This is a genomic window from Streptococcus parasanguinis (assembly GCF_001069785.1).
GTDB classification, from domain to species: domain Bacteria; phylum Bacillota; class Bacilli; order Lactobacillales; family Streptococcaceae; genus Streptococcus; species Streptococcus parasanguinis_T.
The window spans coordinates 15,311-38,478 of sequence record NZ_JVSR01000056.1 but is presented as its reverse complement, the minus strand read 5'-3'; the positions used below and the strand labels follow the sequence as shown (position 1 = coordinate 38,478).

The 23,168-nt window shown below is 42.3% G+C and carries 23 protein-coding genes; 21 read left to right on the top strand and 2 right to left on the bottom strand.

Annotation, left to right across the window (positions count from 1 at the left end; genetic code table 11):
• The first annotated feature begins 6 nt into the window (after nt 1-6).
• The 16 genes from ADG03_RS04640 (at nt 7) to greA (ending at nt 17,924) form a co-directional block, all read left to right on the top strand.
• A complete protein-coding gene (locus ADG03_RS04640; protein ID WP_049472055.1) occupies nt 7-705 on the top strand; it encodes a response regulator transcription factor in 699 nt (232 codons plus the stop codon).
• Nucleotides 706-939: 234 nt separating this feature from the next.
• Nucleotides 940-3,132 (top strand): PTS transporter subunit IIBC, encoded by a 2,193-nt coding sequence (locus tag ADG03_RS04635; RefSeq protein ID WP_049472056.1) that lies wholly within the window; start codon nt 940-942, stop codon nt 3,130-3,132.
• Nucleotides 3,133-3,217: 85 nt separating this feature from the next.
• Nucleotides 3,218-4,030 carry an endonuclease/exonuclease/phosphatase family protein gene (locus ADG03_RS04630; RefSeq protein WP_049472057.1) on the top strand — a complete coding sequence of 271 codons (813 nt, stop codon included), beginning with the start codon at nt 3,218-3,220 and terminating at the stop codon, nt 4,028-4,030.
• A gap of 165 nt (nt 4,031-4,195) precedes the next feature.
• Entirely contained in the window at nt 4,196-4,669 is a 474-nt protein-coding gene (nrdR, locus tag ADG03_RS04625) for a transcriptional regulator NrdR (RefSeq protein WP_003005476.1), read from the top strand.
• Entirely contained in the window at nt 4,670-5,848 is a 1,179-nt protein-coding gene (locus ADG03_RS04620) for a replication initiation and membrane attachment family protein (protein WP_049472058.1), read from the top strand. It begins immediately after the preceding gene.
• Nucleotides 5,849-6,748, top strand: a complete 900-nt coding sequence (dnaI, locus tag ADG03_RS04615; protein ID WP_003008404.1) for a primosomal protein DnaI — start codon at nt 5,849-5,851, stop codon at nt 6,746-6,748.
• On the top strand, nt 6,745-7,458 hold the full coding sequence (locus ADG03_RS04610; RefSeq protein WP_049472059.1) for a nitroreductase family protein: 714 nt from the start codon (nt 6,745-6,747) through the stop codon (nt 7,456-7,458). The genes dnaI and ADG03_RS04610 overlap by 4 nt, the downstream gene beginning before the upstream one ends.
• Nucleotides 7,459-7,515: 57 nt before the next feature.
• Nucleotides 7,516-8,826, top strand: a complete 1,311-nt coding sequence (gene der, locus ADG03_RS04605; RefSeq protein WP_003005632.1) for a ribosome biogenesis GTPase Der — start codon at nt 7,516-7,518, stop codon at nt 8,824-8,826.
• A gap of 5 nt (nt 8,827-8,831) precedes the next feature.
• Nucleotides 8,832-9,278, top strand: a complete 447-nt coding sequence (locus ADG03_RS04600) for a DUF1307 domain-containing protein (protein WP_049472060.1) — start codon at nt 8,832-8,834, stop codon at nt 9,276-9,278.
• 348 nt (nt 9,279-9,626) lie between these two features.
• The gene (locus tag ADG03_RS04595; RefSeq protein WP_049472061.1) at nt 9,627-12,725 is read left to right on the top strand and encodes a pilus expression-regulating Snf2 family helicase; all 3,099 of its coding nucleotides are present in this window, start codon (nt 9,627-9,629) and stop codon (nt 12,723-12,725) included.
• 55 nt (nt 12,726-12,780) lie between these two features.
• Entirely contained in the window at nt 12,781-13,431 is a 651-nt protein-coding gene (gene zapJ, locus ADG03_RS04590; protein WP_003017389.1) for a divisome accessory protein ZapJ, read from the top strand.
• Nucleotides 13,432-13,440: 9 nt separating this feature from the next.
• The gene (gene murC, locus ADG03_RS04585; protein WP_049472062.1) at nt 13,441-14,775 is read left to right on the top strand and encodes a UDP-N-acetylmuramate--L-alanine ligase; all 1,335 of its coding nucleotides are present in this window, start codon (nt 13,441-13,443) and stop codon (nt 14,773-14,775) included.
• Between the two features lie 81 nt (nt 14,776-14,856).
• A complete protein-coding gene (locus ADG03_RS04580) occupies nt 14,857-15,273 on the top strand; it encodes a GNAT family N-acetyltransferase (protein ID WP_049472063.1) in 417 nt (138 codons plus the stop codon).
• A 12-nt stretch (nt 15,274-15,285) separates the two neighbouring features.
• The gene (locus ADG03_RS04575) at nt 15,286-15,795 is read left to right on the top strand and encodes a GNAT family N-acetyltransferase (protein WP_192832131.1); all 510 of its coding nucleotides are present in this window, start codon (nt 15,286-15,288) and stop codon (nt 15,793-15,795) included.
• Nucleotides 15,796-15,854: 59 nt separating this feature from the next.
• A complete protein-coding gene (gene mltG, locus ADG03_RS04570; RefSeq protein WP_481556246.1) occupies nt 15,855-17,384 on the top strand; it encodes an endolytic transglycosylase MltG in 1,530 nt (509 codons plus the stop codon).
• A 57-nt stretch (nt 17,385-17,441) separates the two neighbouring features.
• A complete protein-coding gene (gene greA / locus ADG03_RS04565) occupies nt 17,442-17,924 on the top strand; it encodes a transcription elongation factor GreA (RefSeq protein WP_003005389.1) in 483 nt (160 codons plus the stop codon).
• 156 nt (nt 17,925-18,080) lie between these two features.
• Here greA and yidC read toward each other — a convergent pair whose 3' ends face one another.
• Both yidC and ADG03_RS04555 read right to left on the bottom strand, forming a co-directional pair.
• A complete protein-coding gene (gene yidC / locus ADG03_RS04560) occupies nt 18,081-18,998 on the bottom strand; it encodes a membrane protein insertase YidC (RefSeq protein ID WP_013904026.1) in 918 nt (305 codons plus the stop codon).
• A 77-nt stretch (nt 18,999-19,075) separates the two neighbouring features.
• The gene (locus ADG03_RS04555) at nt 19,076-19,354 is read right to left on the bottom strand and encodes an acylphosphatase (RefSeq protein WP_049472065.1); all 279 of its coding nucleotides are present in this window, start codon (nt 19,352-19,354) and stop codon (nt 19,076-19,078) included.
• Between the two features lie 73 nt (nt 19,355-19,427).
• On the opposite strand from ADG03_RS04555, the gene ADG03_RS04550 reads away from it, so the two are divergent.
• From ADG03_RS04550 to ADG03_RS04530, 5 genes are all read left to right on the top strand, one after another.
• Complete coding sequence (locus ADG03_RS04550) at nt 19,428-20,174, top strand: TrmH family RNA methyltransferase (RefSeq protein WP_049472066.1); 747 nt, start codon at nt 19,428-19,430, stop codon at nt 20,172-20,174.
• Nucleotides 20,175-20,256: 82 nt separating this feature from the next.
• Nucleotides 20,257-20,748: an HDIG domain-containing metalloprotein gene (locus ADG03_RS04545; protein ID WP_013904023.1), complete on the top strand. Its 492-nt coding sequence runs from the start codon at nt 20,257-20,259 to the stop codon at nt 20,746-20,748.
• Between the two features lie 28 nt (nt 20,749-20,776).
• Nucleotides 20,777-21,463 carry a Bax inhibitor-1/YccA family protein gene (locus ADG03_RS04540; RefSeq protein WP_003008369.1) on the top strand — a complete coding sequence of 229 codons (687 nt, stop codon included), beginning with the start codon at nt 20,777-20,779 and terminating at the stop codon, nt 21,461-21,463.
• 95 nt (nt 21,464-21,558) lie between these two features.
• Nucleotides 21,559-22,809, top strand: coding sequence for a diaminopimelate decarboxylase (locus ADG03_RS04535; RefSeq protein WP_049472067.1), 1,251 nt, complete (start codon nt 21,559-21,561; stop codon nt 22,807-22,809).
• A 55-nt stretch (nt 22,810-22,864) separates the two neighbouring features.
• Nucleotides 22,865-23,110: a YneF family protein gene (locus tag ADG03_RS04530; protein ID WP_013904022.1), complete on the top strand. Its 246-nt coding sequence runs from the start codon at nt 22,865-22,867 to the stop codon at nt 23,108-23,110.
• The last annotated feature ends 58 nt before the right edge of the window (nt 23,111-23,168 follow it).

Here is a 23,168-nt window from a genome sequence, read left to right as displayed (position 1 = left end):
TGCCCTATGGTCAAACGAGTTCTACTAGTAGAAAATGAGAAGCAAATCGCTCGCTTTATTGATTTGGAACTTCAAAAAGAGGGGTATCAAGTTGATGTGGTCGAAGATGGAAAAGAGGGTCTGGCATTGATTGCTGCGACCAAATATGATCTGATCTTGTTTAATTACGATCTGTCAGATATGTCTGGTGAAACATTCGCAGAGGAAATCAGTCGGATTCGCCCAGCTTCTGTTTTGATTGTTTTAGATAGCCGCGAAAAAATTGCTGAGCACAAAGAGAGTATTCAGCGCTTTGCCGTTTCCTATATGGTTAAACCCTTTATTATCAGCGATTTGGTAGATAAGATCACAGCCATTTTTAGAGGACGTGATTATATTGACCAACATTGTAGCCAGATGAAAATCCCAACGTCATACCGCAATTTGCGCATTGATGTGGAACACCATACCGTCTATCGTGGGAAAGACATGATTAGTTTGACCCGCAGAGAATATGACCTCCTGGCGACTCTGATGGGTAGCAAGGGAGTGGTGACACGAGATCAGTTGTTGGAAAGTGTCTGGAAGTACGAGAGTGCAGGTGAGACTAATATTGTTGACGTCTATATCCGTTATCTCCGTGGGAAAATTGATCTACCAGGTCAAAAAAGCTATATTAAGACAGTTCGTGGGATTGGCTATGCCATGCAAGACGCATTAGAGTGAAGCATTCGAACCCTTAGAGGGTTCGAATGTTTTTATGTTTCAAGGGAAACGTTTGCGCTGAAAAAGAATGAGTTTTAAAAAGAATTTGGCTTAAAAAAGATAAAAAATGATAAAATTTGGAGAAAAAAATGAATGTAAGGCTTTACAAATTTTTAAAATATGGTATACTAGAAACAAATTAAGCGCAAACGTTTTCTTAAAACAAAGCCTTAAACAATATAAGGAGGTTGAATGATGAACAAAGGATCATTCAAAAGTTTATTTAGCTTTGAATTCTGGCAGAAGTTCGGTAAGGCCTTGATGGTCGTTATCGCTGTCATGCCAGCGGCTGGGTTGATGATTTCAATCGGGAAATCTATCCCTATGATCAACCCGAATTTATCTCCACTTGTTATTACAGGTGGAATTCTCGAACAAATCGGTTGGGGGGTTATCGGAAACCTTCACATCCTCTTTGCCCTTGCTATCGGTGGTAGCTGGGCCAAAGAACGTGCAGGGGGTGCCTTTGCAGCTGGTCTCTCTTTCATCTTGATTAACCGTATTACCGGTGCAGTTTTCGGAGTGACATCTGCAATGTTAGCTGATAAGGCTGCTACGGTTCACACAATCTTCGGTGGATCAATTAAAGTTGCGGACTACTTTATCAGTGTTCTTGAAGCTCCAGCTCTTAATATGGGGGTATTTGTAGGGATTATCTCAGGTTTCGTTGGAGCAACTGCCTTCAATAAATACTACAACTACCGTAAACTCCCAGAAGCCCTTTCTTTCTTCAACGGGAAACGCTTTGTACCATTCGTTGTTATCGTTCGTTCAGCTCTAACAGCCTTGGTTCTGTCAGCATTGTGGCCAGTAGTTCAATCAGGAATTAATGGATTTGGTGTTTGGATTGCCAACTCACAATCAACAGCTCCAGTATTGGCACCATTCTTGTTTGGTACCTTAGAACGTCTTCTCTTGCCATTTGGTCTTCACCATATGTTGACCATTCCAATCAACTATACTCAATTGGGTGGTAGCTACCAAGTACTTACAGGTGCAGCTAAAGGAACAACTGTATTTGGACAAGATCCACTTTGGTTGGCTTGGGTAACAGACCTTGTTAACTTGAAGAAAGCTGATCCTAGCCAATACCAACACTTGCTTCATGCCTACACACCAGCTCGTTTCAAAGTTGGTCAAATGATCGGATCATTTGGTATCTTGATGGGGATCGTGGTTGCTATCTACCGCAATGTGGATCCAGATAAAAAAGAAAAATACAAAGGGATGCTTTTTGCAACTGCCCTTGCAACATTCTTGACAGGTGTAACAGAACCAATTGAATACATGTTCATGTTTATTGCTACACCATTGTACATCATCTATGCTCTTGTTCAAGGGGCTGCCTTTGCAATGGCTGACTTGGTTAACCTTCGAGTTCACTCATTCGGTTCAATCGAGTTCTTGACACGTACCCCAATGGCCATCAACGCTGGTTTGGCATTAGATATCTTTAACTTTGTATGGGTAACAGTCCTCTTTGGATTTATCATGTACTTCATTGCCAACTTCATGATTAAGAAATTCAATTATGCGACTCCAGGACGTAACGGTAACTATGAACAAAATGATGATGCCCCTGCAGGAGATGGTGCAGCAGCAGGTGCTGCTACAAGCTCAGCAAGCTCACAAGTCATTAACATTATCAACCTTCTTGGTGGACGTGCTAACATCGTCGACGTTGACGCATGTATGACTCGTCTTCGTGTAACCGTTAAGGACGCTGAAAAAGTCGGAACAGAAGAACAATGGAAAGCTGAAGGCGCTATGGGTCTTGTCATGAAAGGACAAGGGGTCCAAGCGATCTACGGACCTAAAGCTGACGTATTGAAATCTGATATCCAAGACGTTCTTGATTCAGGTGAAGTCATTCCTGAAACACTTCCTAGCCAAATGACAGCAGTTCAAAAGGCTGAAGCAACCTTTAAAGGGGTAACTGATGAAGTTCACTCTGTTGCAGATGGTGAAGTGATCAACATCGAAGATGTGAAAGATCCTGTATTCTCACAAAAAATGATGGGAGACGGATTTGCAGTTGAGCCTGAAAATGGCCACATCGTTTCACCAGTTGCTGGTAAAGTTACTAGTGTCTTCCCAACCAAACATGCCCTTGGTTTGGTAACAGATAATGGTTTGGAAGTCTTGGTTCATATCGGTCTAGATACTGTTAGTCTTGAAGGAAAACCATTTGAGGTTAAAGTTTCTGAAGGTCAAACAGTGGCTGCTGGAGACCTCTTGGTGGAAGCAGACCTTGATGCAATCCGTGCAGCTGGTCGTGAAACTTCAACAATTGTTGTCTTCACAAATGCAGATGCGATTAAATCCGTTAAGGTCGAACATACTGGTAAATTGGCAGCAAATGCACCAGTTGCAACAGTAGAATTATAAAAGACATCGGCAAAGAAAATGAGGTTGGGACAGTGCACCCGGCCTCTTGCCGTTTCTTGATTTGGAGAGAAGGAGAAATCAGGGGATGAAATTTTTAACATTAAATTCCCATAGTTGGATGGAAGAGAATGCTCAGCAAAAATTTGAAACCCTCAAGGAACAAATTTTAGAAGCGCAATATGATGTGATCTGTTTCCAAGAGGTCAATCAAGAAATGGCCTCAGAAACAGTCGAAACAGATGAGTATTATCAAGCTTTGCCATCATCTGTAGCGATTCACAAGGATCACTTTGTTCGCGTATTGGTAGAAGAGTTAGCTGCTCATGGACTCCACTATTATTGGACTTGGGCCTACAACCATATTGGCTATGATCACTTCAATGAGGGTGTAGCGGTTCTTTCGCGTCAACCCTTGAAGGCGGATGAGATTTTGGTATCCAATATGGATGATCCAACGGACTACCATACTCGTCGAGTGGCCGTCGCCCATACGAGTGTGGATGGCAAAGAGATTGCTGTTGCCAGCGTCCATCTTTCTTGGTGGGACAAAGGTTTCCAATTTGAGTGGCCACGCATTGAGAACTACTTCAGCCAAGTAGGCAAACCTTTTATTCTAGCTGGTGATTTCAATAATCCTGCTGGTCAAGAAGGGTATGAAACGATTCTATCCAGTTCGCTAAAACTTCAAGATAGTTTTATCGAAGCCAAAGAAACAAAGGGGACTTATACTGTAGGTCCTGGAATCGATGGCTGGACGGATAATCAAGTTCCATTGCGAATCGATTACGTCTTTGCAAGTCCAGAATGGGACATCCAGCGTCTACATGTCATTTTTGATGGTCAAAACAAACCCCATGTTAGTGATCACTATGGCTTAGAAGCTGAATTATCGCTTTAATATAAACGGAGAGTCGAAAGGAAAACGATTTTATTCAAATCGTCCTTCGACTCTTTTTTATGGATCAAATAGGAGCAAGCATAGGGGATTCTCCTGTTCTTCTGCTTTCTTTACGATTCAATTTATGGTAAAATGAAGTGTTAAAACAGTTTAAGGAGGTAGCAAATGCGTTGTCCAAAATGTGGTGGAAGTAAGTCTAGTGTGGTGGATAGTCGACAAGCTGAAGATGGGAACACCATCCGTCGTCGCAGGGAATGCGAAGAATGCCATTATCGCTTTACTACCTACGAACGAGTGGAAGAGCGGACCCTAGTGGTCGTCAAAAAAGATGGGACACGCGAGCAATTTTCTCGTGATAAAATCTTTAATGGTATTATCCGCTCAGCTCAAAAACGGCCGGTTTCTAGTGACGAAATCGAAGAAATTGTAAACCGGATCGAGCAAAAGGTTCGCAGCCAAAGTGATAATGAAATTAACAGTGAGTATATTGGTTCTTTGGTTATGGATGAGTTAGCAGATCTAGATGAGATTACCTATGTCCGTTTTGCAAGTGTTTACCGGAGTTTCAAGGATGTCGGTGAATTAGAGACCCTCTTGAAACAAATCACGAAGGGAACCAAGAAGAAAAAGGAAAAATAGATGAAGCCTAATACGCCTTTCTCATTTTTAAAAAATAATCTTCTTCCGCCGGCAGGGGCTGCATTGGAGCAGTATTACCTGCCTATTTTGGAGACGGAAACGGTAGCAGTTTATCGTTATCTGCTGGCCTCTTATGATCAGGGTGAAAAACAATATTTACTGGCTCAAATCCTCAATCACTTGAATATAGGATTTCCACAGTTGCTACTCGCTTTTGATCGTTTAATTGCCATGGGGTTGATCGATCTCTATGAGGAAGAAGTTGGGATCACCATCCAATTACATGCTCCTCTTGCCTCAGAACAATTTTTTTCAAATGCTGTTTTTAAACGCTTGCTTGAAAAAAAGATTGGGGAAAAGGCTGTTGAGGATCTGATCCCAGCACGCTCTTTAGGAACTAGACGGCAAGTTTCCTTCTCTCAAGTCTTTGGACTAGATGCTGGTGAGGCGACCGTTCTTCCAAGTAAGAAACAGCAGTTTGATATGGAGATGTTTAAGCGAATGATGGGGCGTGATGGACTTCGTTTTGCGGATGAAGGAGAAGCGACTTTAGCCCTCTTTGCCCTCGCAGAAGAACAACAATGGACCTGGTATGAAACCTATCTCCTAGCAAAAGAAACGGCTGTAGACCGGATTGTCTCTCCAAAGAGAATGAAGCAAAAGTTGGCTCAGGCGAGCCAGGAGCACCCCCGCATGTCCTATAGCCGTCAGGAAGAAACCATTCTGAGGGAAGCGAAGGCAAAATCCAGCCTACAATTTCTAGCGGAGATTAAGAAGGCGCGCAATGCGACCATTACGCAGAGCGAACGCAAGACATTATCCAAGTTAGCTGATCTAGGCTTACTAGACGAGGTGATCAATATTATCTTGTTGTTGACCTTTAACAAGACCCAGTCTGCTAATCTCAATGAAAAGTATGCTTTGAAGGTGGGAAATGATTTTTCTTATCAAGGCGTCAACAGTGCAGAACTGGCAGTTTTAAAAGTTCGAGAACGCCAGGAACAAGCTAAAGCTCAAGGAAACAAGGGGACGAGTCCTACATCAGCTAAGGGCAAGAACAGCAATGTTCCCAAGTGGAGCCAACCAAACTATCAAAATCAAACCAGTCAAGCAGAAAAGGTGGATCTTGCTAAAGAGAAACAACGCCTATTAGAAAAACTGAATCAAGGAGGTGAGTAGATGGAAAGTGTAGGTCAAACCATGTCTCACATGAACCGTGCGCGTCAATTTAACTATGAGGATTTGGTCGCACAGATCTTGGCAGACCAAGAAGTGGCTGCCTTTATCAAGGACCAGTCTTTGTCTGAACAAGAAATTCGACGTAGTATTTCAAAATTTAATCAATACATTAGTGAACGCAACCGTTTCTTATTGGGAGATCCGGATTATATTGCCAAAGGCTACAAACCCATCCTCACCATGAATGAAGGCTATGCGGATGTCGCTTATGAGGAGACGCCAGAGTTAATTGAAGCCCAAAAACGAGCTGCGATCAACCAACGTCTCAACTTGATCAATCTCCCTTCAACCTTGAAAGAAGCGAGTCTAGCCAAGGTAGAACTCGATGATAAGGGGCGATTTGAGGCCTTTGAAGAATTAGCCAATTTTGTGGCCAACTATCCAGAATATCAAAAGGGGATCTACCTCTATGGTGATTTTGGAGTAGGAAAGAGCTACATGATGGCAGCCTTGGCTCATGATTTATCCGAAAAACGCCAGGCCTCTACCACCTTACTTCATTTCCCAAGTTTTGCTATTGACGTTAAAAATGCCATCAGTTCAGGCTTGGTCAAAGAAACCGTCGATCAGGTGAAAAAAGCCGAAATTTTAATTCTCGATGATATCGGTGCGGAACAGATGTCAGCCTGGGTGCGAGATGAAATCTTACAAGTGATTTTGCAGCACCGAATGCAGGAAAATCTCCCAACCTTCTTTACTTCTAACTTTAATTTTGAAGAGTTGGAACGTCATTTTGCAGCTTCGCGTAATGGAGATGAAACCTGGCAGGCCAAACGTGTCATGGAGCGCGTGAAATTTTTAGCCAAGGAAATCCATTTGGAAGGAGTCAATCGCCGATGAATGAAACCATCCGTTTAATGAATGCTCATTTTTCTGTTCGCCGTTTTAAGGAAGAAGCCATCAAAGAAGCTGACCTCATGGAAATTTTATCAGCTGGGCAGATGGCATCAAGTTGGAAAAACTTTCAGTCTTATTCTGTGATTGTGGTCAAAAGCAAGGAAAAGAAAGAAGCTCTTTACGACTTGCTTCCTCAAGAAGCGATTCGCCAATCAGATGTCTTTCTCCTCTTTGTTGGAGATTTAAACCGTGCTGAAAAAGCTGTCAAACTTCATGAGCAGGATTTCCATCCTGAAGGGGTGGACAACTTACTGATCACCTCAGTGGATGCGGCTCTAGCAGCTCAAAACACGCTATTGGCAGCTGAAAGTCTCGGCTATGGTGGAGTGATGATCGGCATGTTGCGCTACTGTTCAGAAGAAGTCGCAGAACTCTTCCGTCTGCCAGACTATACCTATCCGGTTTTTGGGATTGCTCTCGGAGTACCCAACCAGCAACATGCGGTGAAACCACGTTTGCCATTGGAGCAGGTTGCTTTTGAAGAAGAATACCAAGAACAAGACCTATCAGTTGTGACTGCCTATGACAAGGTTCAGGCAGATTATGCTGGAGCGCGTGCAACAGACAGCTGGAGCGAGCGCCTCGCAGCTCAATTTGGTCAACCTGAAAAAGAAGAAACCAAAAAACTACTAGAAAAACACAAACTATTATGAAATGAAGAGAGGCGTTCTTGAACCGAGGTCTCGCCTTTCATTAGAAAAGAGGAAATCATGGCCCTACCAACTATTGCGATTGTAGGCCGTCCCAATGTCGGAAAATCGACGCTCTTTAACCGGATTGCCGGTGAGCGGATTTCCATCGTTGAGGATGTAGAAGGAGTCACTCGTGACCGCATTTATGCAACAGCTGAGTGGTTGAATCGAAAATTTAGTATCATTGATACAGGGGGAATTGATGACGTAGATGCCCCATTTATGGAGCAAATCAAGCATCAGGCAGAAATCGCCATGGACGAAGCAGATGTGATCGTCTTTGTCGTTTCTGGTAAAGAAGGAATCACGGACGCGGATGAATATGTCACTCGTATCTTGTATAAGACCCATAAACCGGTGATTCTTGCAGTCAACAAGGTGGATAACCCAGAGATGCGCAATGATATCTATGACTTTTATGCCTTAGGACTGGGTGAGCCACTACCGGTATCCTCTGTCCACGGGATCGGAACTGGGGATGTGCTCGATGCCATCATCGAAAATCTTCCGAATGAAACAGAGGAAGAAAATCCAGATATCATCAAATTTAGCTTGATTGGTCGCCCAAATGTTGGGAAATCAAGCTTGATCAATGCGATCCTTGGAGAAGACCGGGTCATCGCAAGCCCTGTTGCTGGAACCACACGGGATGCCATCGATACCCATTTTACCGATGCAGATGGCCAAGAATTTACCATGATCGATACAGCTGGTATGCGCAAATCTGGTAAAATCTATGAAAATACTGAGAAATATTCTGTCATGCGTGCCATGCGTGCCATCGACCGTTCAGATGTGGTTTTGATGGTCATTAATGCCGAAGAAGGGATTCGGGAGTATGACAAGCGGATCGCTGGCTTTGCTCATGAAGCTGGTAAAGGTATGATTATTGTTGTCAACAAATGGGATACTATTGAAAAGGACAACCATACCATGAAGCAGTGGGAAGATGATATTCGCGATCAATTCCAATACCTTTCTTATGCGCCGATTGTTTTTGTCTCTGCCTTGACCAAACAACGCTTGCACAAGTTGCCAGAGATGATCAAACAGATCAGTGAGAGTCAAAATACGCGGATTCCTTCAGCTGTCTTGAACGATGTGATTATGGATGCCATTGCCATTAATCCAACGCCGACCGACAAAGGAAAACGTCTCAAGATCTTCTATGCGACTCAAGTGGCAACCAAGCCGCCAACTTTTGTGGTCTTTGTTAATGAAGAGGAACTGATGCACTTCTCTTACCTCCGTTTCTTGGAGAACCAAATTCGCAAGGCCTTTGTTTTTGAAGGAACTCCGATTCATTTGATTGCGCGAAAACGGAAGTAGGGAATATGCGAAAAATAACGGTTTTGATGAAATTTTTGCTTACGAGCCTCATCATTGTTTTCTTAACAGCTTGTCAGTCGACGCGTCAAGAAAAGTATCAGGGATCTTATGGAAATGGGGATGAATCAATCATACTGACCATTAAAAATAAGGAAATACTTAAGACGGAGTTCTGGAAAGAAATACCGGATATTGATGCTTCCGACTCATTAGCATTTAACTCAGCAAAAGATAGTTTACTTGAAAATTATGGTCATATCAAGGGAATGGACTATACTGTTGAAAAGTCCAAGTCAGGACATTTGCAGATCCATATAGTGACAGATTTTTCAAAATTGGACCTAAAAACTTGGAACAAAGCTTTTAAGTCGAATAATAAATTGAAGGACTTAACTGACTATATTAAAACCAAAAAAACGTTAGAAGAAAACGGGATGGTTAAGGTTCAGTAAAGTTCGAACATGATTGAAACATAAGTAAAAAGGACTCTTTGTCAACTGCAATAGGTTACAAGGAGTCCTTTTCTTATTTGCAACTGAGGCTACTATTAGTTTAGAAAAAATAGGTCGTGTTTTTTGTCTTTTTCTGTGGGCTATCAGGATCTTTCTCCTCTCTATTTAGCTATTCCGTCTATTGTTCGCTCAAACAGTTAAAAGAGAAAAATCATGGATAGCTGATTGAGGTAACTCTGTTACGAAATCAGGTAAAAAACGGGCTAAAATCCTTTCAAGATGATAACTATTTTTTCTAATTTTTGCTTAAATATGGTATAATAAAGGGATTAATCTAAGGTGGTAAACATGGCAAAATTAATTCCTGGGAAGGTTCGTTCACAAGGGAGCCTTCTCTATGAAGCTGGGAAAGTTTCCCTTCAGGAAGTAAAAGAAAAATACCTGTATTTTCGGGTGGAAGAAGAAAGCTTGCGGTACAGTTTAGACGACGATGCTGTTTTTTGTAGCTGTGCTTTCTTTCAAAAGAAAAAATTCTGTACGCATCTGGCAGCTGTAGAAGCTTTTTTGAAGAATGATGACAGTGGGAAAGCAGCTCTTGCAAGTCTTGAAGAAGACGCCACGGCGACTGAAGAAACGCAGGAGAAGGTCTCTTTTGGAAGTTTGTTTTTAGACCAGGTCCTTCCAAAAATCGAAAAGAAAGAAACTCGCTATGTCTTATCAGCAGTCGGGCAGGAGGATGAATACTCTGGTCAATTCTTGTGGACCCTTCGCATTCGTCGCTTGCCAGACGAGCGTTCTTATGTGATCAGAGATGTGCTAGCTTTTTTGCAGACCCTTCAAAAAGAAGGCCACTTTGCAATTGGCAAAAGTTACTATGAACCCATTTCTTATTTAGAATTTGATGGGCCTAGTCAGGATGTGATCAATTTCCTACAAGGCTTGGTCACAGATAGTGGCTCGAAAGAGCAAGATTTCTTTCCCAATGCTGGGCGCCATCTTTATTTTCCACCGACTCTCTTTGAAGAAGCTGTAGAATTACTGATGAATTTGGATTCTTTCCTCTTGCAATACAGCTTGTATGATTTTTCTGAAGTCTATTTTCAGGATGTCCATGGGGAGGAAGATCTCTTTCATTTTCAGGTGGAAGACCATGGTGATTTTTACGAATTGATCATTACGGAGCCACAAGTGAAGGTTGTCGAGTCGGCTGTTTACCTGTTTCGAAATGGTGTCTTCTATCACCTGACGCCCCAACAGCGAACCCTATGGAAGGCCATCCAAGATCTTCCAATGGATCAGGATCGCAAAAAACGCCTGCATTTTGATCCAACGGATCAGACCAAACTTTCCTATAGTCTAAAAGAGTTCAAAAAACTGGGACAAATAACAGCCCCGACCAGCTTTTTAATCCACGATTTCACTCCGGAATTTCATTTTGATCTAGCACAGGATCAGACTGTATTACTGGATGTTGTCTTTCAATACCAGGATCGTGTGGTGACCACGCGTGAGGAACTTCTCAATCTTCCTTATTCTAGTGATTTCGATAAGGAGCAAGAAGTCTTTTCAACCATGCTAGCAGCAGGTTTTACGGATGATTTTTCTTCCCAAAGAAGTCCTTTATCAAGTGAGCAAATCTATCCATTCTTTCACCAACAGATCCCGACTTTTGAAGCCTTAGGAGAGGTTACCCTCTCTGATAGCCTTTTAGATCTTTATCAAGTGGAGCGTCCAAAAATTGATGTTAAAACCAATGGCAGTCTACTGGAGATCGGTTTTGACTTTGAAAGTGTGGATCCAGCCGAAGTGGACCAGGTCCTCAAAGCTCTAGTAGGGCAAAAAGACTATTTTGTCAGCCATACAGGGAAAGTTCTTGTCTTTGATGAAGAAACCAAGAAGATCAGTCGAGCCTTAGCAGATCTGCGGGCGAAAATGAGCAAGGGTGGGAAACTACAAGCCCGCCGGATTGCCGCTTATCAGCTATCTGATTTGTTGGCAGATCAAGACAATGTTCATTTTTCAGAAGACTTTCGAAATTTAGCTCATGATTTGACTCATCCAGAAGACTTCCAACTCCCTCAGATGACAATCCAAGCGACCCTAAGGGATTACCAAGAAACAGGGGTTAAATGGTTCTCCATGTTAAATCATTATGGTTTTGGTGGTATTTTAGCGGATGATATGGGGCTTGGGAAAACCCTGCAGACTATTTCCTTCTTGACCAGTGTCGCAAAAAAAGAAACTAAAATCTTGATTCTAGCTCCATCTAGTCTCATCTACAATTGGAAACAAGAATTTTCAAAATTCGCTCCTCAGATGGAAGTGGCAGTCGTCTATGGTCTCAAGCAGCACCGAGATGAACTCATCGCAACCAATCCACAGGTAGTTATCACTAGTTACGCGTCTTTCCGTCAAGATGTGGAGGAATACCAGAAGAATCAGTATGAGTACTTGATTCTAGATGAAGCCCAGGTCATGAAAAATGCCCAAACCAAGATTGCCCAACACTTACGTGGCTTTGACGTTCCGCATGTGTTTGCCTTATCTGGGACACCGATTGAAAATCATGTGGGTGAACTCTGGTCTATTTTCCAAATTGTCCTTCCAGGGCTCTTCCCAGCTAAAAGAGAATTTCAAAAATTGAGTCCTGAGACCATTGCACGTTTTGTCAAACCTTTCGTCATGAGACGGAAAAAAGATGAAGTGCTCCAAGAATTACCGGACTTGATTGAAACAACCTATCACAATGAGTTGGATGAAAGTCAAAAAACGATCTATTTGGCTCAATTAAAACAAATTCAAGATCGAGTTCGAACCTCTAGTGAGGAAGAACTAAATCGGAGCAAGGTGGAAATTCTCTCTGGTCTCATGCGCCTTCGCCAAATCTGTGATACCCCCGCCCTCTTTATGGAAGACTATCAAGGAGATAGTGGGAAATTGGAGAGCCTTCGAGATCTTTTGGGTCAAATCAAGGATGGTGAACACCGGGTTTTGATCTTCTCTCAATTTAGAGGCATGCTGGATATCCTAGAGCAGGAAATTGACCAGCTTGGCATGACCTCCTTCAAAATCACGGGATCCACTCCGGCCAAAGACCGTCAAGAAATGACCAATGCCTTTAATGCAGGTGAGCGCCATGCTTTTCTCATTTCTCTGAAGGCTGGAGGGGTCGGATTAAACCTCACTGGTGCCGATACGGTCATCTTAGTCGATTTGTGGTGGAATCCTGCAGTGGAAGACCAGGCTATTGGACGTGCCCATCGAATGGGACAGGAACAAAATGTCGAAGTTTATCGTATGATTACTCGTGGTACGATCGAAGAAAAAATCCAAGAACTGCAAGCTTCCAAAAGACACTTGGTCTCAACGATTTTAGATGGAACGGAAACACGATCTAGTTTATCGGTTGAGGAAATTCGTGAGATTCTTGGAATTCAGTCAGAATAGCTTGAAAAATTCTGTGAATAGTTTATAATTAATGGAGTGTCGAAAGGAAGAAAGCATGACAGAAAAATATTTTCCTCAAGTAGGGGATAATGAGTTGATGTTAACAGAGATGCCTCACATGAACCTGTATGATGAAACAGATTTGATTAGTAACATTACAGGCGACTATGTGGATAAAAATTATTTGGAATGGCAACCGATTGCTGAAAATACCAAACCTAAGCATCCTTACCATCAACCACTAGAAGAGCCCCTACCGAAAAGACGGCCAGTAAGAAAACCTGATTTTAAAGAGCCGATTGATAAAAAAAGCCCTGCCAATCGTTATGCAGAGGAAGCGAGAGAGCGTGCGCGTGAAGATCTGAAAAAGAAACGCACAGCCCCCTATCTGACAACGGATCCAGCAGCTACCACAAGTAAGCGGAAAAAACCGTTTATTTCAGAACGGAAACCCGGTCAGCCAACGGCTCCCTTCCAAAAGGAAAACCCAGGCGAATTATTGAAATATAGCAAACGATTGCGACAAGATCAGTTGATCCTTGCAGAGTTCGAATCTGCAGGAGAACCAGAAGTGGCAGAACCGACTGAAAAGAAAAACAATTATGATTTCTTAAAGACTAGCCAAATATACAATAAAGATCAACACAAGTTGAAACCACAGCCAATCAAACAAGAATTGGATTTAACCCATCTAGATCAAGAATAAGGAGAAAATATGTCTAACACATACCATTTTATTGGAATTAAAGGAGCAGGGATGAGTGCTTTAGCCCTCATGCTTCACCAAATGGGACATACGGTTCAAGGGTCAGATGTTGAAAAGTATTACTTTACGCAACGTGGCTTGGAACAAGCAGGAATTCAAATTTATCCATTTGATGTGAAAAATTTGGAAGGCGACAAGATCCTCATTGCCGGGAATGCTTTCCGTCCAGATAACAATGTGGAAATTGCTTATGCAGATGAGCATGGTTTAACCTATAAACGTTACCATGAATTCCTTGGTGAATTTATGCGTGACTTCGTCAGTATGGGAGTTGCTGGAGCACACGGAAAAACCTCAACAACAGGGATGCTTTCGCATGTCTTATCAAATATCACTGATACCAGTTATTTGATTGGTGACGGGACAGGTCGTGGCTCTGCAGCAGCCAAATACTTTGTCTTTGAATCAGATGAGTATGAACGCCACTTTATGCCTTACCATCCTGAATACAGCATCATCACCAATATTGACTTCGACCATCCAGACTATTTCACGAGCTTAGAAGATGTCTTTAATGCCTTTAACGATTATGCCAAACAAATCAGCAAAGGCCTCTTCATCTACGGAGAAGACAAAGAATTGCGTCGAATTACCTCATCAGCACCAATTTATTACTACGGTTTTGACAAGGAGACGAACGATTTTGTGGCAAGCAACTTGCTTCGCTCAACGACAGGTTCAACCTTCAACGTTCATTTCCGTGGAGAAGATTTGGGGCAATTCCATATCCCAACATTTGGTCGTCACAACATCATGAATGCCACAGCTGTCATTGGCTTGCTGTACATTGCAGGATTTGACTTAGATTTAGTTCGTGAGCATCTGAAGACCTTTGCTGGCGTGAAACGTCGCTTCACTGAAAAAGTAGTCAATGGAACAGTCATCATCGATGATTTTGCGCATCATCCAACGGAAATTATTGCAACCTTGGATGCGGCCCGTCAAAAATACCCAAGTAAAGAGATTGTGGCTATTTTCCAACCACATACCTTTACACGGACCATTGCCTTGTTAGATGAATTTGCAGAAGCCTTGAATCAAGCAGATGCTGTTTACTTGGCACAGATCTATGGTTCTGCACGGGAAGTCGATCATGGCGATGTGAAGGTTGAAGATTTGGAAGCAAAAATTGTCAAACGTTCAGCGATTATTACAGCTGAGAATGTTTCTCCTCTTCTTGACCATGACAATGCGGTCTATGTTTTTATGGGGGCAGGAGATATTCAAACCTATGAATACTCGTTTGAGCGTCTATTATCCAGTTTGACACATAACGTACAATAAGAGATGATTGAGTCTGGAATCGAGTGGTTCCAGACTCAAATTTATCTGTCTGCTGAAGAATTATGAAATGAGGGAAGTAGGATGATGATTCGATCAATCACTCCAGCTGATCAAGAGCAGCTGTTGTTGCTAGAAGAAGAACTTCATGACAATGAATGCTTTGACTACAGTACTACTCTAGAGGAAATACTGGATTCTAATTTGGCCTTTTCTATTCTTGCAGAGCAGGATGGAGATATTGCGGCTTACTTGTTGGCGACAGAAGACCAGCATTTAATGGATGACCTAATCGTATTGCGATTAGCAGTGAGGCCAGCCTTTCAAGCTCAAGGATACGGTTCGATTCTGATCGCTACTTTGAAGGATTTAGCTGTTCAAATTGAAAAGAAAGCCATTTGGGTCGATTGCCCAGAAGACTTACTTTCTTATTTTGCCCAGCAAGGATTTCGAGATGAAGCTGAGTCTGATCGAGGTGTCCGTATGGTTTGGAAACGATAGAAGGAGTAAATGATGAAAGAAAAGATTCATATCAGACAAGCTAAACTTCAAGATTTGGATGCTATCGAGCGCATTGAGCTTGAGAATTTTTCGGAAGAAGAAGCGATTGCGCGTGAGCTTTTAAAAGATCACATCGAAAAGATTCAAACGACTTTTCTTGTAGCTGAGTGCCAAGGTCAGATTTTAGGCTATCTAGAAGGACCGGTTAGACCGGAGCGCTATTTGATCGATTCCTCTTTTTCAGAGGTTGAAGATCTAAGCCATCTAGAACAGGGTTTTATTTCCATTACGAGTCTATCCATTGCTAAAGAAGCCCAAGGACTTGGAGTAGGAACCCTTTTGCTTGAAGCGATGAAAGAGATTGCGATTAAGGATGGACGTCAAGGGATCAATTTGACCTGTCATGATTATTTGATTCCTTATTACGAAAAGCAAGGATTTACAAATGAGGGGCTTTCAGAATCCCAATATGCGGGTGAAGTTTGGTACAATCTGGTCTGGAAAAACGAAAACCTTAATTAAATAGGTATTTTGAAGAAGAAGGGCGATTTGTATTGCTTTTCTAAATCTTTTAAGATATAATATTAAGGATTATGATGAGGGAGGTCAATTATTTGACTGATAAATCACAAGACAGTGAGAAGTTATTAAGCTTCAAAGAGCAGATCCTCAGAGACTTAGAAGAGGCCAATGAGCAACTTCTAAAGATCGAAAAAGAGTATGATCTACCTGATCGAAGCATTGAAACCCCTTCTTCACTGAAAGAGGAGGAAGAAGCAACACCACCTCCAAAAGTAGAAGAATCTGCGTCGGCTCCCAAAGAAGAACCAGTGGAGCCGGTAAAGGCGACTCCTGCTGTGGAAGAAAAGAGTGAGCTTACAAAGCCTGCTCCAAAAGAACCAAGTCAGGAACCGGTAGAGGAAAGCTTATCGCGCTCTTCTCGTAACCAGCGCCAACAAAAACAAAAGAAACAAAATAAAATCGCTAAACGAATTGTGCGGACAGTGGTCAGCCTTTTGCTGATTGTGATCGTGGCTACAGGGATCTTTGCTGTGACCTATATCCATTCAGCTGTCAAGCCGATGGATAAAAATGCAACAGAATTCGTAACGGTTGAGATTCCAGCAGGTTCAAGTAATCGTGAGATTGGCGCGATCCTTGAGAAAAAAGGACTCGTGAAAAATGGTCAGTTCTTTAACTACTATACCAAGTTCAAGAACTATAGCAATTTCAAATCTGGTTATTTCAATTTGCAAAAGAGCATGGATCTAGAAACCATCATCCAAAAACTGCAAGAAGAGGGAACCAAAACTCCTCAGGCTCCAGTTCTTGGAAAGGTCACGATTCCAGAAGGTTATACGATCGATCAGATTGCGACGGCTATCACCACCAATGTCTCCACTAAGAAGGCAGGCAAGACTCCATTTAAGAAAGAAGATTTCTTGAAGGCTGTCCAAGACGATGCCTTTATTGAGAAGATGGTGGCCAAATATCCTAAGCTCTTGGCGAATCTGCCAAGTAAGGATTCTGGTGTTCGCTACCGTTTAGAAGGTTATCTCTTCCCAGCAACTTATAACTATGGGAAAGATACCACAGTGAAAGAGATGATCGATCAGATGCTTGCGGCAATGGATCAAAACTTAAGCCCATACTATGAAACACTTGAGAGCAAGAACATCAATGTAAACGAAGTATTGACTCTTGCTTCCTTGGTTGAAAAAGAAGGGGCGACGGATCAGGACCGCAAAGATATCGCGAGTGTCTTCTATAACCGCTTGAACCAAGACATGCCTTTGCAAAGTAATATTGCAATTCTTTATGCAGAAGGGAAACTTGGTCAAAAGACGACCTTAAAAGAAGATGCAACGATCAATACAGAGCTGGATTCACCTTATAATATTTATAAGAATACCGGCTTGATGCCTGGCCCAGTGGATAACCCTGGAGTATCAGCGATCGAAGCGGCAGTGAACCCAAGTAAGACCGATTACTTGTATTTTGTCGCAAATGTCGAAAATGGTGAAGTTTTCTTCGCTAAGACATACGAAGAACACAATAAAAATGTTGAAGAACATGTCAATAGTAAATTGACACAAGCAAGTTCAAACTAGAAAAAGCATGTGGCGCGTCCACAGCTTTTTCATTCAAATAATAGAAAGAGAAGAATAATGGCAGAAAAAACATACCCAATGACACTAGCAGAAAAAGAAAAATTGGAACAAGAATTAGAAGAATTGAAATTGGTCCGTCGACCTGAAGTGGTAGAACGGATTAAGATCGCTCGTTCATATGGTGACCTCTCAGAAAACTCTGAGTATGAAGCAGCAAAAGATGAACAAGCTTTTGTGGAAGGTCAAATCTCTAGCTTGGAAACAAAAATCCGTTATGCAGAAATCGTCGATAGTGATGCTGTTGCAGTAGACGAAGTTGCGATCGGAAAAACCGTTACAGTCCAAGAAGTTGGCGAAACAGATGAAGAAGTATACAGCATCGTCGGTTCAGCAGGGGCAGATGCCTTTGCAGGGAAGATCTCGAACGAAAGCCCAATCGGTCACGCTTTGATTGGTAAGAAGACAGGTGACGTTGTCACTGTTGAGACACCAGCTGGAAGCTACCAAGTGAAAATTTTGAACGTAGAAAAAACAGCGTAACTATAAAACGCAAGCCCTCCAAGAGGGCTTGTTTTTTTGTGCTCTTAATCTTTTTGTGAGAGTGAAAATTCTTTGCTGACTGAACGATATCAAAAAAAGCACTTGAACCTTGGGTTCAAGTGCTGCTCTATTTTAGCTAGAATTTAGTAGTTTGTACTACTTTCTATTGCGTTGTTTTCCTGCATTGCGGTTGTTTTTTGGTTTGTGTTGGATTTGTGTCGTTGCAGTAGGTGTGACATCTTTTTTCACACGGTGACTAGTCGCTTTTGGAGGATTGTTTTTGTATTCCTCAGCGACCCGTTTGCGAAGATTTGGACGAATCAAGTAGTTGATGACAAATTGTTGGATAATTTGGATCACCCCACCGACTACCCAGTAAAGAGTCACTCCGGCTGAAGAGATCAATGAGAAGACACCGATCATAATCGGGCTCATCAGTGATGCTTTACGCATACTTTCCTTTTGGGTTTCATCTTCAATCCCATGAAGAGAGAGCATACTTTGGATATAGTAGAGAACCGCTACGATAGCTGTCAAGAGCAAGCTTGGTTTTCCAAGAGCAATACCAAGGAAACTACTTTCTGCTACCCCTTTGGTGTGCTGAGCCGCAAAGAAAAGGGCAGAGAAGAATGGCATTTGGATCAAGAGTGGTAAACATCCAACTCCACCAAACATGCTGACCCCATTTTCACGTTGAGCAGCCATTAATTCTTGTTGCGCCAATAGCTTTTCTTCTTGTGTGCTAGCGTTCTTCATGCGCTCTTGGATTGGTCCAAGGATAGGCTTCAAGTAGTTCATCTTTTCAGATTGGTAGGTTGCCTTCCATGATTGGTACAAACCAAGTGGCAAGATGATTAAACGCACGATCAAGGTGACGATAATAATCCCGATCCCAAAGCCCAAGCCAAGGTTGTTGGCAAAGAATTTGATGGCTTCGCCCATTGGACGGCCAAGAAGATTCCAGATCAATCCAGTTGGATTTCCAGTTTTCCGATCGACACTCACGCATCCTGATAAGAAGACGAGCGAAGCTAGTCCCATCGATGCCAATAATGCAAGTTTATTTTTTTTCACAAATTGTTCCTTCTTTTTTAAAATGTTACCTTTCTATTCTACTGTTTTTTTTGAAAATACACAATAGTTCTCTAGTCTTAATTTGCAATTTTGAAGTCCCTATAGTTTTCAAAGTTTGCTAGCGTAACATCCAAATAAGTCACATGCGCAAACGGCGTGGGACCTTTGCGTATTTCTTGGATGAATTTGGCCATTTGACTGCTAGACTCTGCCTGAGCTAGAATACCAACCGTCCCATCGTCATTGTTCCAGACACGGCCAGTAATCCCACCGATCTCTATAGCAAGACTGCAGACTCCCCAGCGAAAACCAACTCCTTGAACCCGTCCTTGGGCAATCATTTTTACCTTTTGCATGTGCATCCTCCTTGACTCGAAGAAATCTATCTGAGGCATGATTTCTTCTTTTTCTTTGTGCTATAATAGGTCTATGAATATTATAACGTCTAAATCCAATAATGTAATCAAAAATGCTAAAAAATTACATCAAAAAAAATATCGGACAGATTCCTATCTCATTGAAGGTTGGCATCTCTTTGAAGAGGCACTAGAAAATCAGGCGATCATTCGTCAGGTCTTTGTTTTAGAAGCCTATTTAGACCGCGTAGAGAATATCCAAAACGTCACTGTCGTGACTTCGGAGATCTTGAGTCTCTTGGCTGATTCGAAGACCCCTCAAGGAATTGTCGCAGAGATTCTTATAGAGCAGCCAGAACTTCCAGATCAGTTACAAGGTCGTTACCTCTATTTGGAGGATGTCCAAGATCCAGGTAATGTGGGAACCATGATTCGAACAGCAGATGCAGCCGGCTTTGATGGTGTCATGCTTTCGAAAGCATCCGCAGATCTATACAGTCTCAAGACTCTTCGATCCATGCAGGGCAGTCATTTCCATCTTCCTATCTGGAAAATGGACCGAGAAGAACTGTTTGAACGAGCTAGTCAATCCAATCTAGCGGTCCTCGCAACGACGCTATCAGAAGCTTCCATCGATTACCGTCAGCTTCCACAGACTAATCAGTTTATCCTGGTTATGGGCAATGAAGGCAAGGGCATCAGTCCAGAAATGGCTACACGAGCCGACCAGCTTGTTCATATTACCATGCCGGGTCGGGCTGAGAGTTTGAATGTTGCAGTAGCTGCTGGAATTTTGATGTTTCATTTAAGGAATTTTTGAGAAAAAGCAGTATACTTAAGTTGAAAAAAGAAATTGGTGGAAATCTTATTGGGAGAGCCTATCAAGGAAAGGTGGTGATCTGATGCAATATCATCGTGACAAAGAATACATGACCTATGTGGGACAGTTGATCCAGCACCCTAAGGTTCAAAAATTAGCCGACATCCCCCATCATATTCATTCCAATCGTTTGGAGCATTCCATTCATGTTAGCTATACTAGTTATAAACTGGCTAAAAAATTTGGTTGGGATGCCAAAAGTACGGCTCGGGGTGGCCTCTTGCATGACCTCTTTTACTATGATTGGCGCGAGACCAAGTTTACCAAGAGTCACGCCTGGATTCATCCACGCATTGCCGTGAGAAATGCGCGAAAGATTACAGATCTTAATGCTAAGGAAGAAGATATCATCATTAAACACATGTGGGGGGCTACCCTTGCTCCGCCTCGCTACAAAGAATCCTTCGTGGTGACCATGGTGGATAAATACTGGGCTGTTAAGGAAGCTTCAGAACCTTGGCGTAAAAAGATGGCCAAAAGGAGATTTTTTCATCGAAAAATGTTAAAATCTTAGTAAACAAATTTGAAAGGAACTTGTTTATATGTATAATGATTCAGTAATCCAAGAACAAAGTGGATTGAATGCTTTTTATAACAAAATCTATTCATTAGTAGGAATTGGTGTTGGGATTTCAGCCCTTGTGTCTGGCCTGATGATGACGGTCTTTCAAGACTTCTTCGTTCAAATCTTGACAACAGCACCAATGGTTTACTACGCAGCAGTTGTTGTAGAATTGATCTTGGTCTTTGTTGCCAGTGGGAAGGCTGTTAAAAATAGCCCGTCTGCTCTTCCGATCTTCTTGATCTACTCAGCTTTGAATGGCTTTACCTTGAGCTTTATCATTGCTCGCTACATGCAAGCGACGGTTTATAAGGCTTTCTTGGTCAGTGCCTTGATGTTTATTGTCATGGGAGCTATCGGACGCGTCGTGAAAAAAGACCTTTCTGGAATGGGACGTGCCTTGATGGGAGTCTTGATTGGTGTGATCATCGCTTCTGTTGTGAACATGTTCTTGAGAAGTTCTGGCATGGATTATATCTTGAGTATTATCTCTGTCTTCCTCTTTGCAGGATTGACAGCTTGGGATAACCAAAAAATCCGCTATGTCTATGATCAAACCAATGGTCAACCTGCGACAGGCTGGGCAGTGGCCATGGCTTTGGAACTGTATCTTGACTTTATCAACCTCTTTATCAGCCTTCTTCGTATCTTTGGAAGAAACGACTAATCAAAGAGAGATTGAGCTGGGGCAATAGCCTCGGCTTTTTTTGTCTTCCGACTTGTGCTATACTTATAGTGACTACAGAATAGAAATGAGTACTTATGAAAATACCTTTTGTAACCCGTGAACAATTAGAAAGCCTGACCCAAGAATTTCCTACCCCTTTTCATCTCTATGATGAAGCAGGAATTCGTGAAACGGCTCGTGCCCTCCATCGAGCTTTTGCTTGGAATGAAGGATTTAAAGAATACTTTGCCATCAAGGCGACTCCGAATCCATCGATCCTAAAAATTTTGCAAGAAGAGGGCTGTGGAGTTGACACTGCCAGCTACGTCGAATTGTTAATGGCAGATAAACTTGGCTTTAGTGGAAAAGAGATCATGTTTTCTTCTAACAACACGCCAGCTGAAGAGTTCATCTATGCTCGTGAATTAGGGGCAACCATCAATCTGGATGCCTATGAAGACATTGCTTTCTTGAAGTCTGTGACCAGCATTCCCAAGGTCATTTCATGTCGCTATAATCCTGGTGGAGTCTTTGAACTGGGAACTGATATTATGGACAATCCGGAAGAAGCTAAGTTTGGAATGACCAAGGAGCAATTGATCCAAGCCTTTATCGAGTTGAAAGAACTGGGGGTGGAAGAGTTTGGCATTCACGCCTTGTTAGCTTCTAATACAGTATCCAACGATTATTATCCAGAGCTAGCGCGTCAACTTTTTGAATTGGCAGTGGAAGTCGTCGAGAAAACAGGTGTCCATTTGGGCTTCATCAACCTCTCTGGTGGAGTTGGGGTCAATTACAAGCCAGAGCAAGAACCAAATGATATTGCCATTATTGGGGAAGGCGTGCACCGCGTTTTTGATGCGATTCTCAAACCGGCAGGACTTGGTCATGTGAAAATCTATACCGAACTTGGTCGCTTTATGCTAGCTTCACACGGTCTTTTGGTAACCAGAGTGACGCATAAAAAGAAAACCTACCGGACCTATGTGGGTGTCGATGCTTCAGCTGTGAACCTTCTGAGACCGGCTATGTACGGTGCTTATCACCATATTACCAATATGGATCGTCCAGATGGACCGACTGAAGTGGTCGATGTCGTGGGAAGTCTCTGTGAAAATAACGATAAATTTGCTAAACAACGTGAATTACCAGTGACGGAGATTGGAGATTTGCTCGTGATCCATGATACCGGAGCACATGGATTTTCAATGGGGTATCAGTACAATGCCAAATTGCGTTCTGCAGAAGTTTTGCTTCAAGAAGATGGGCAGGCCCGTTTGATTCGTCGAGCAGAAAAACCAGAAGATTATCTTGCGACACTATACGGCTTTGACATTGAAAAATAAGCGATTGTCTGATATAATGATAGTTATGTAAAAATAATGGATCGGAGAAAATTGTATGAATCTCTTTTTAGGAATTTTGTTGATTATTTTAGCTTTCTTTGGTGGGATGGTTGCAGGAATGTTCTTGCTTCGTCGTCAATTTGAAAAAGAATTTGCATCAAACCCCCGTTTGAATGTTGAAGCAGTCCGTACGCTTTTAGGTGCCAGCGGACAACGTCCAAGCGAAGCAAAAGTTCAACAAGTCTATCGCCAAATTGTGACTCAACAAAAATCAGCAATGGCGAAAAACAAGAAAAAATAAGAGTGGGGCAATCTCACGATAATAAATGAGAGGGGCTTGGAGGAATTTCTTAGTCCCT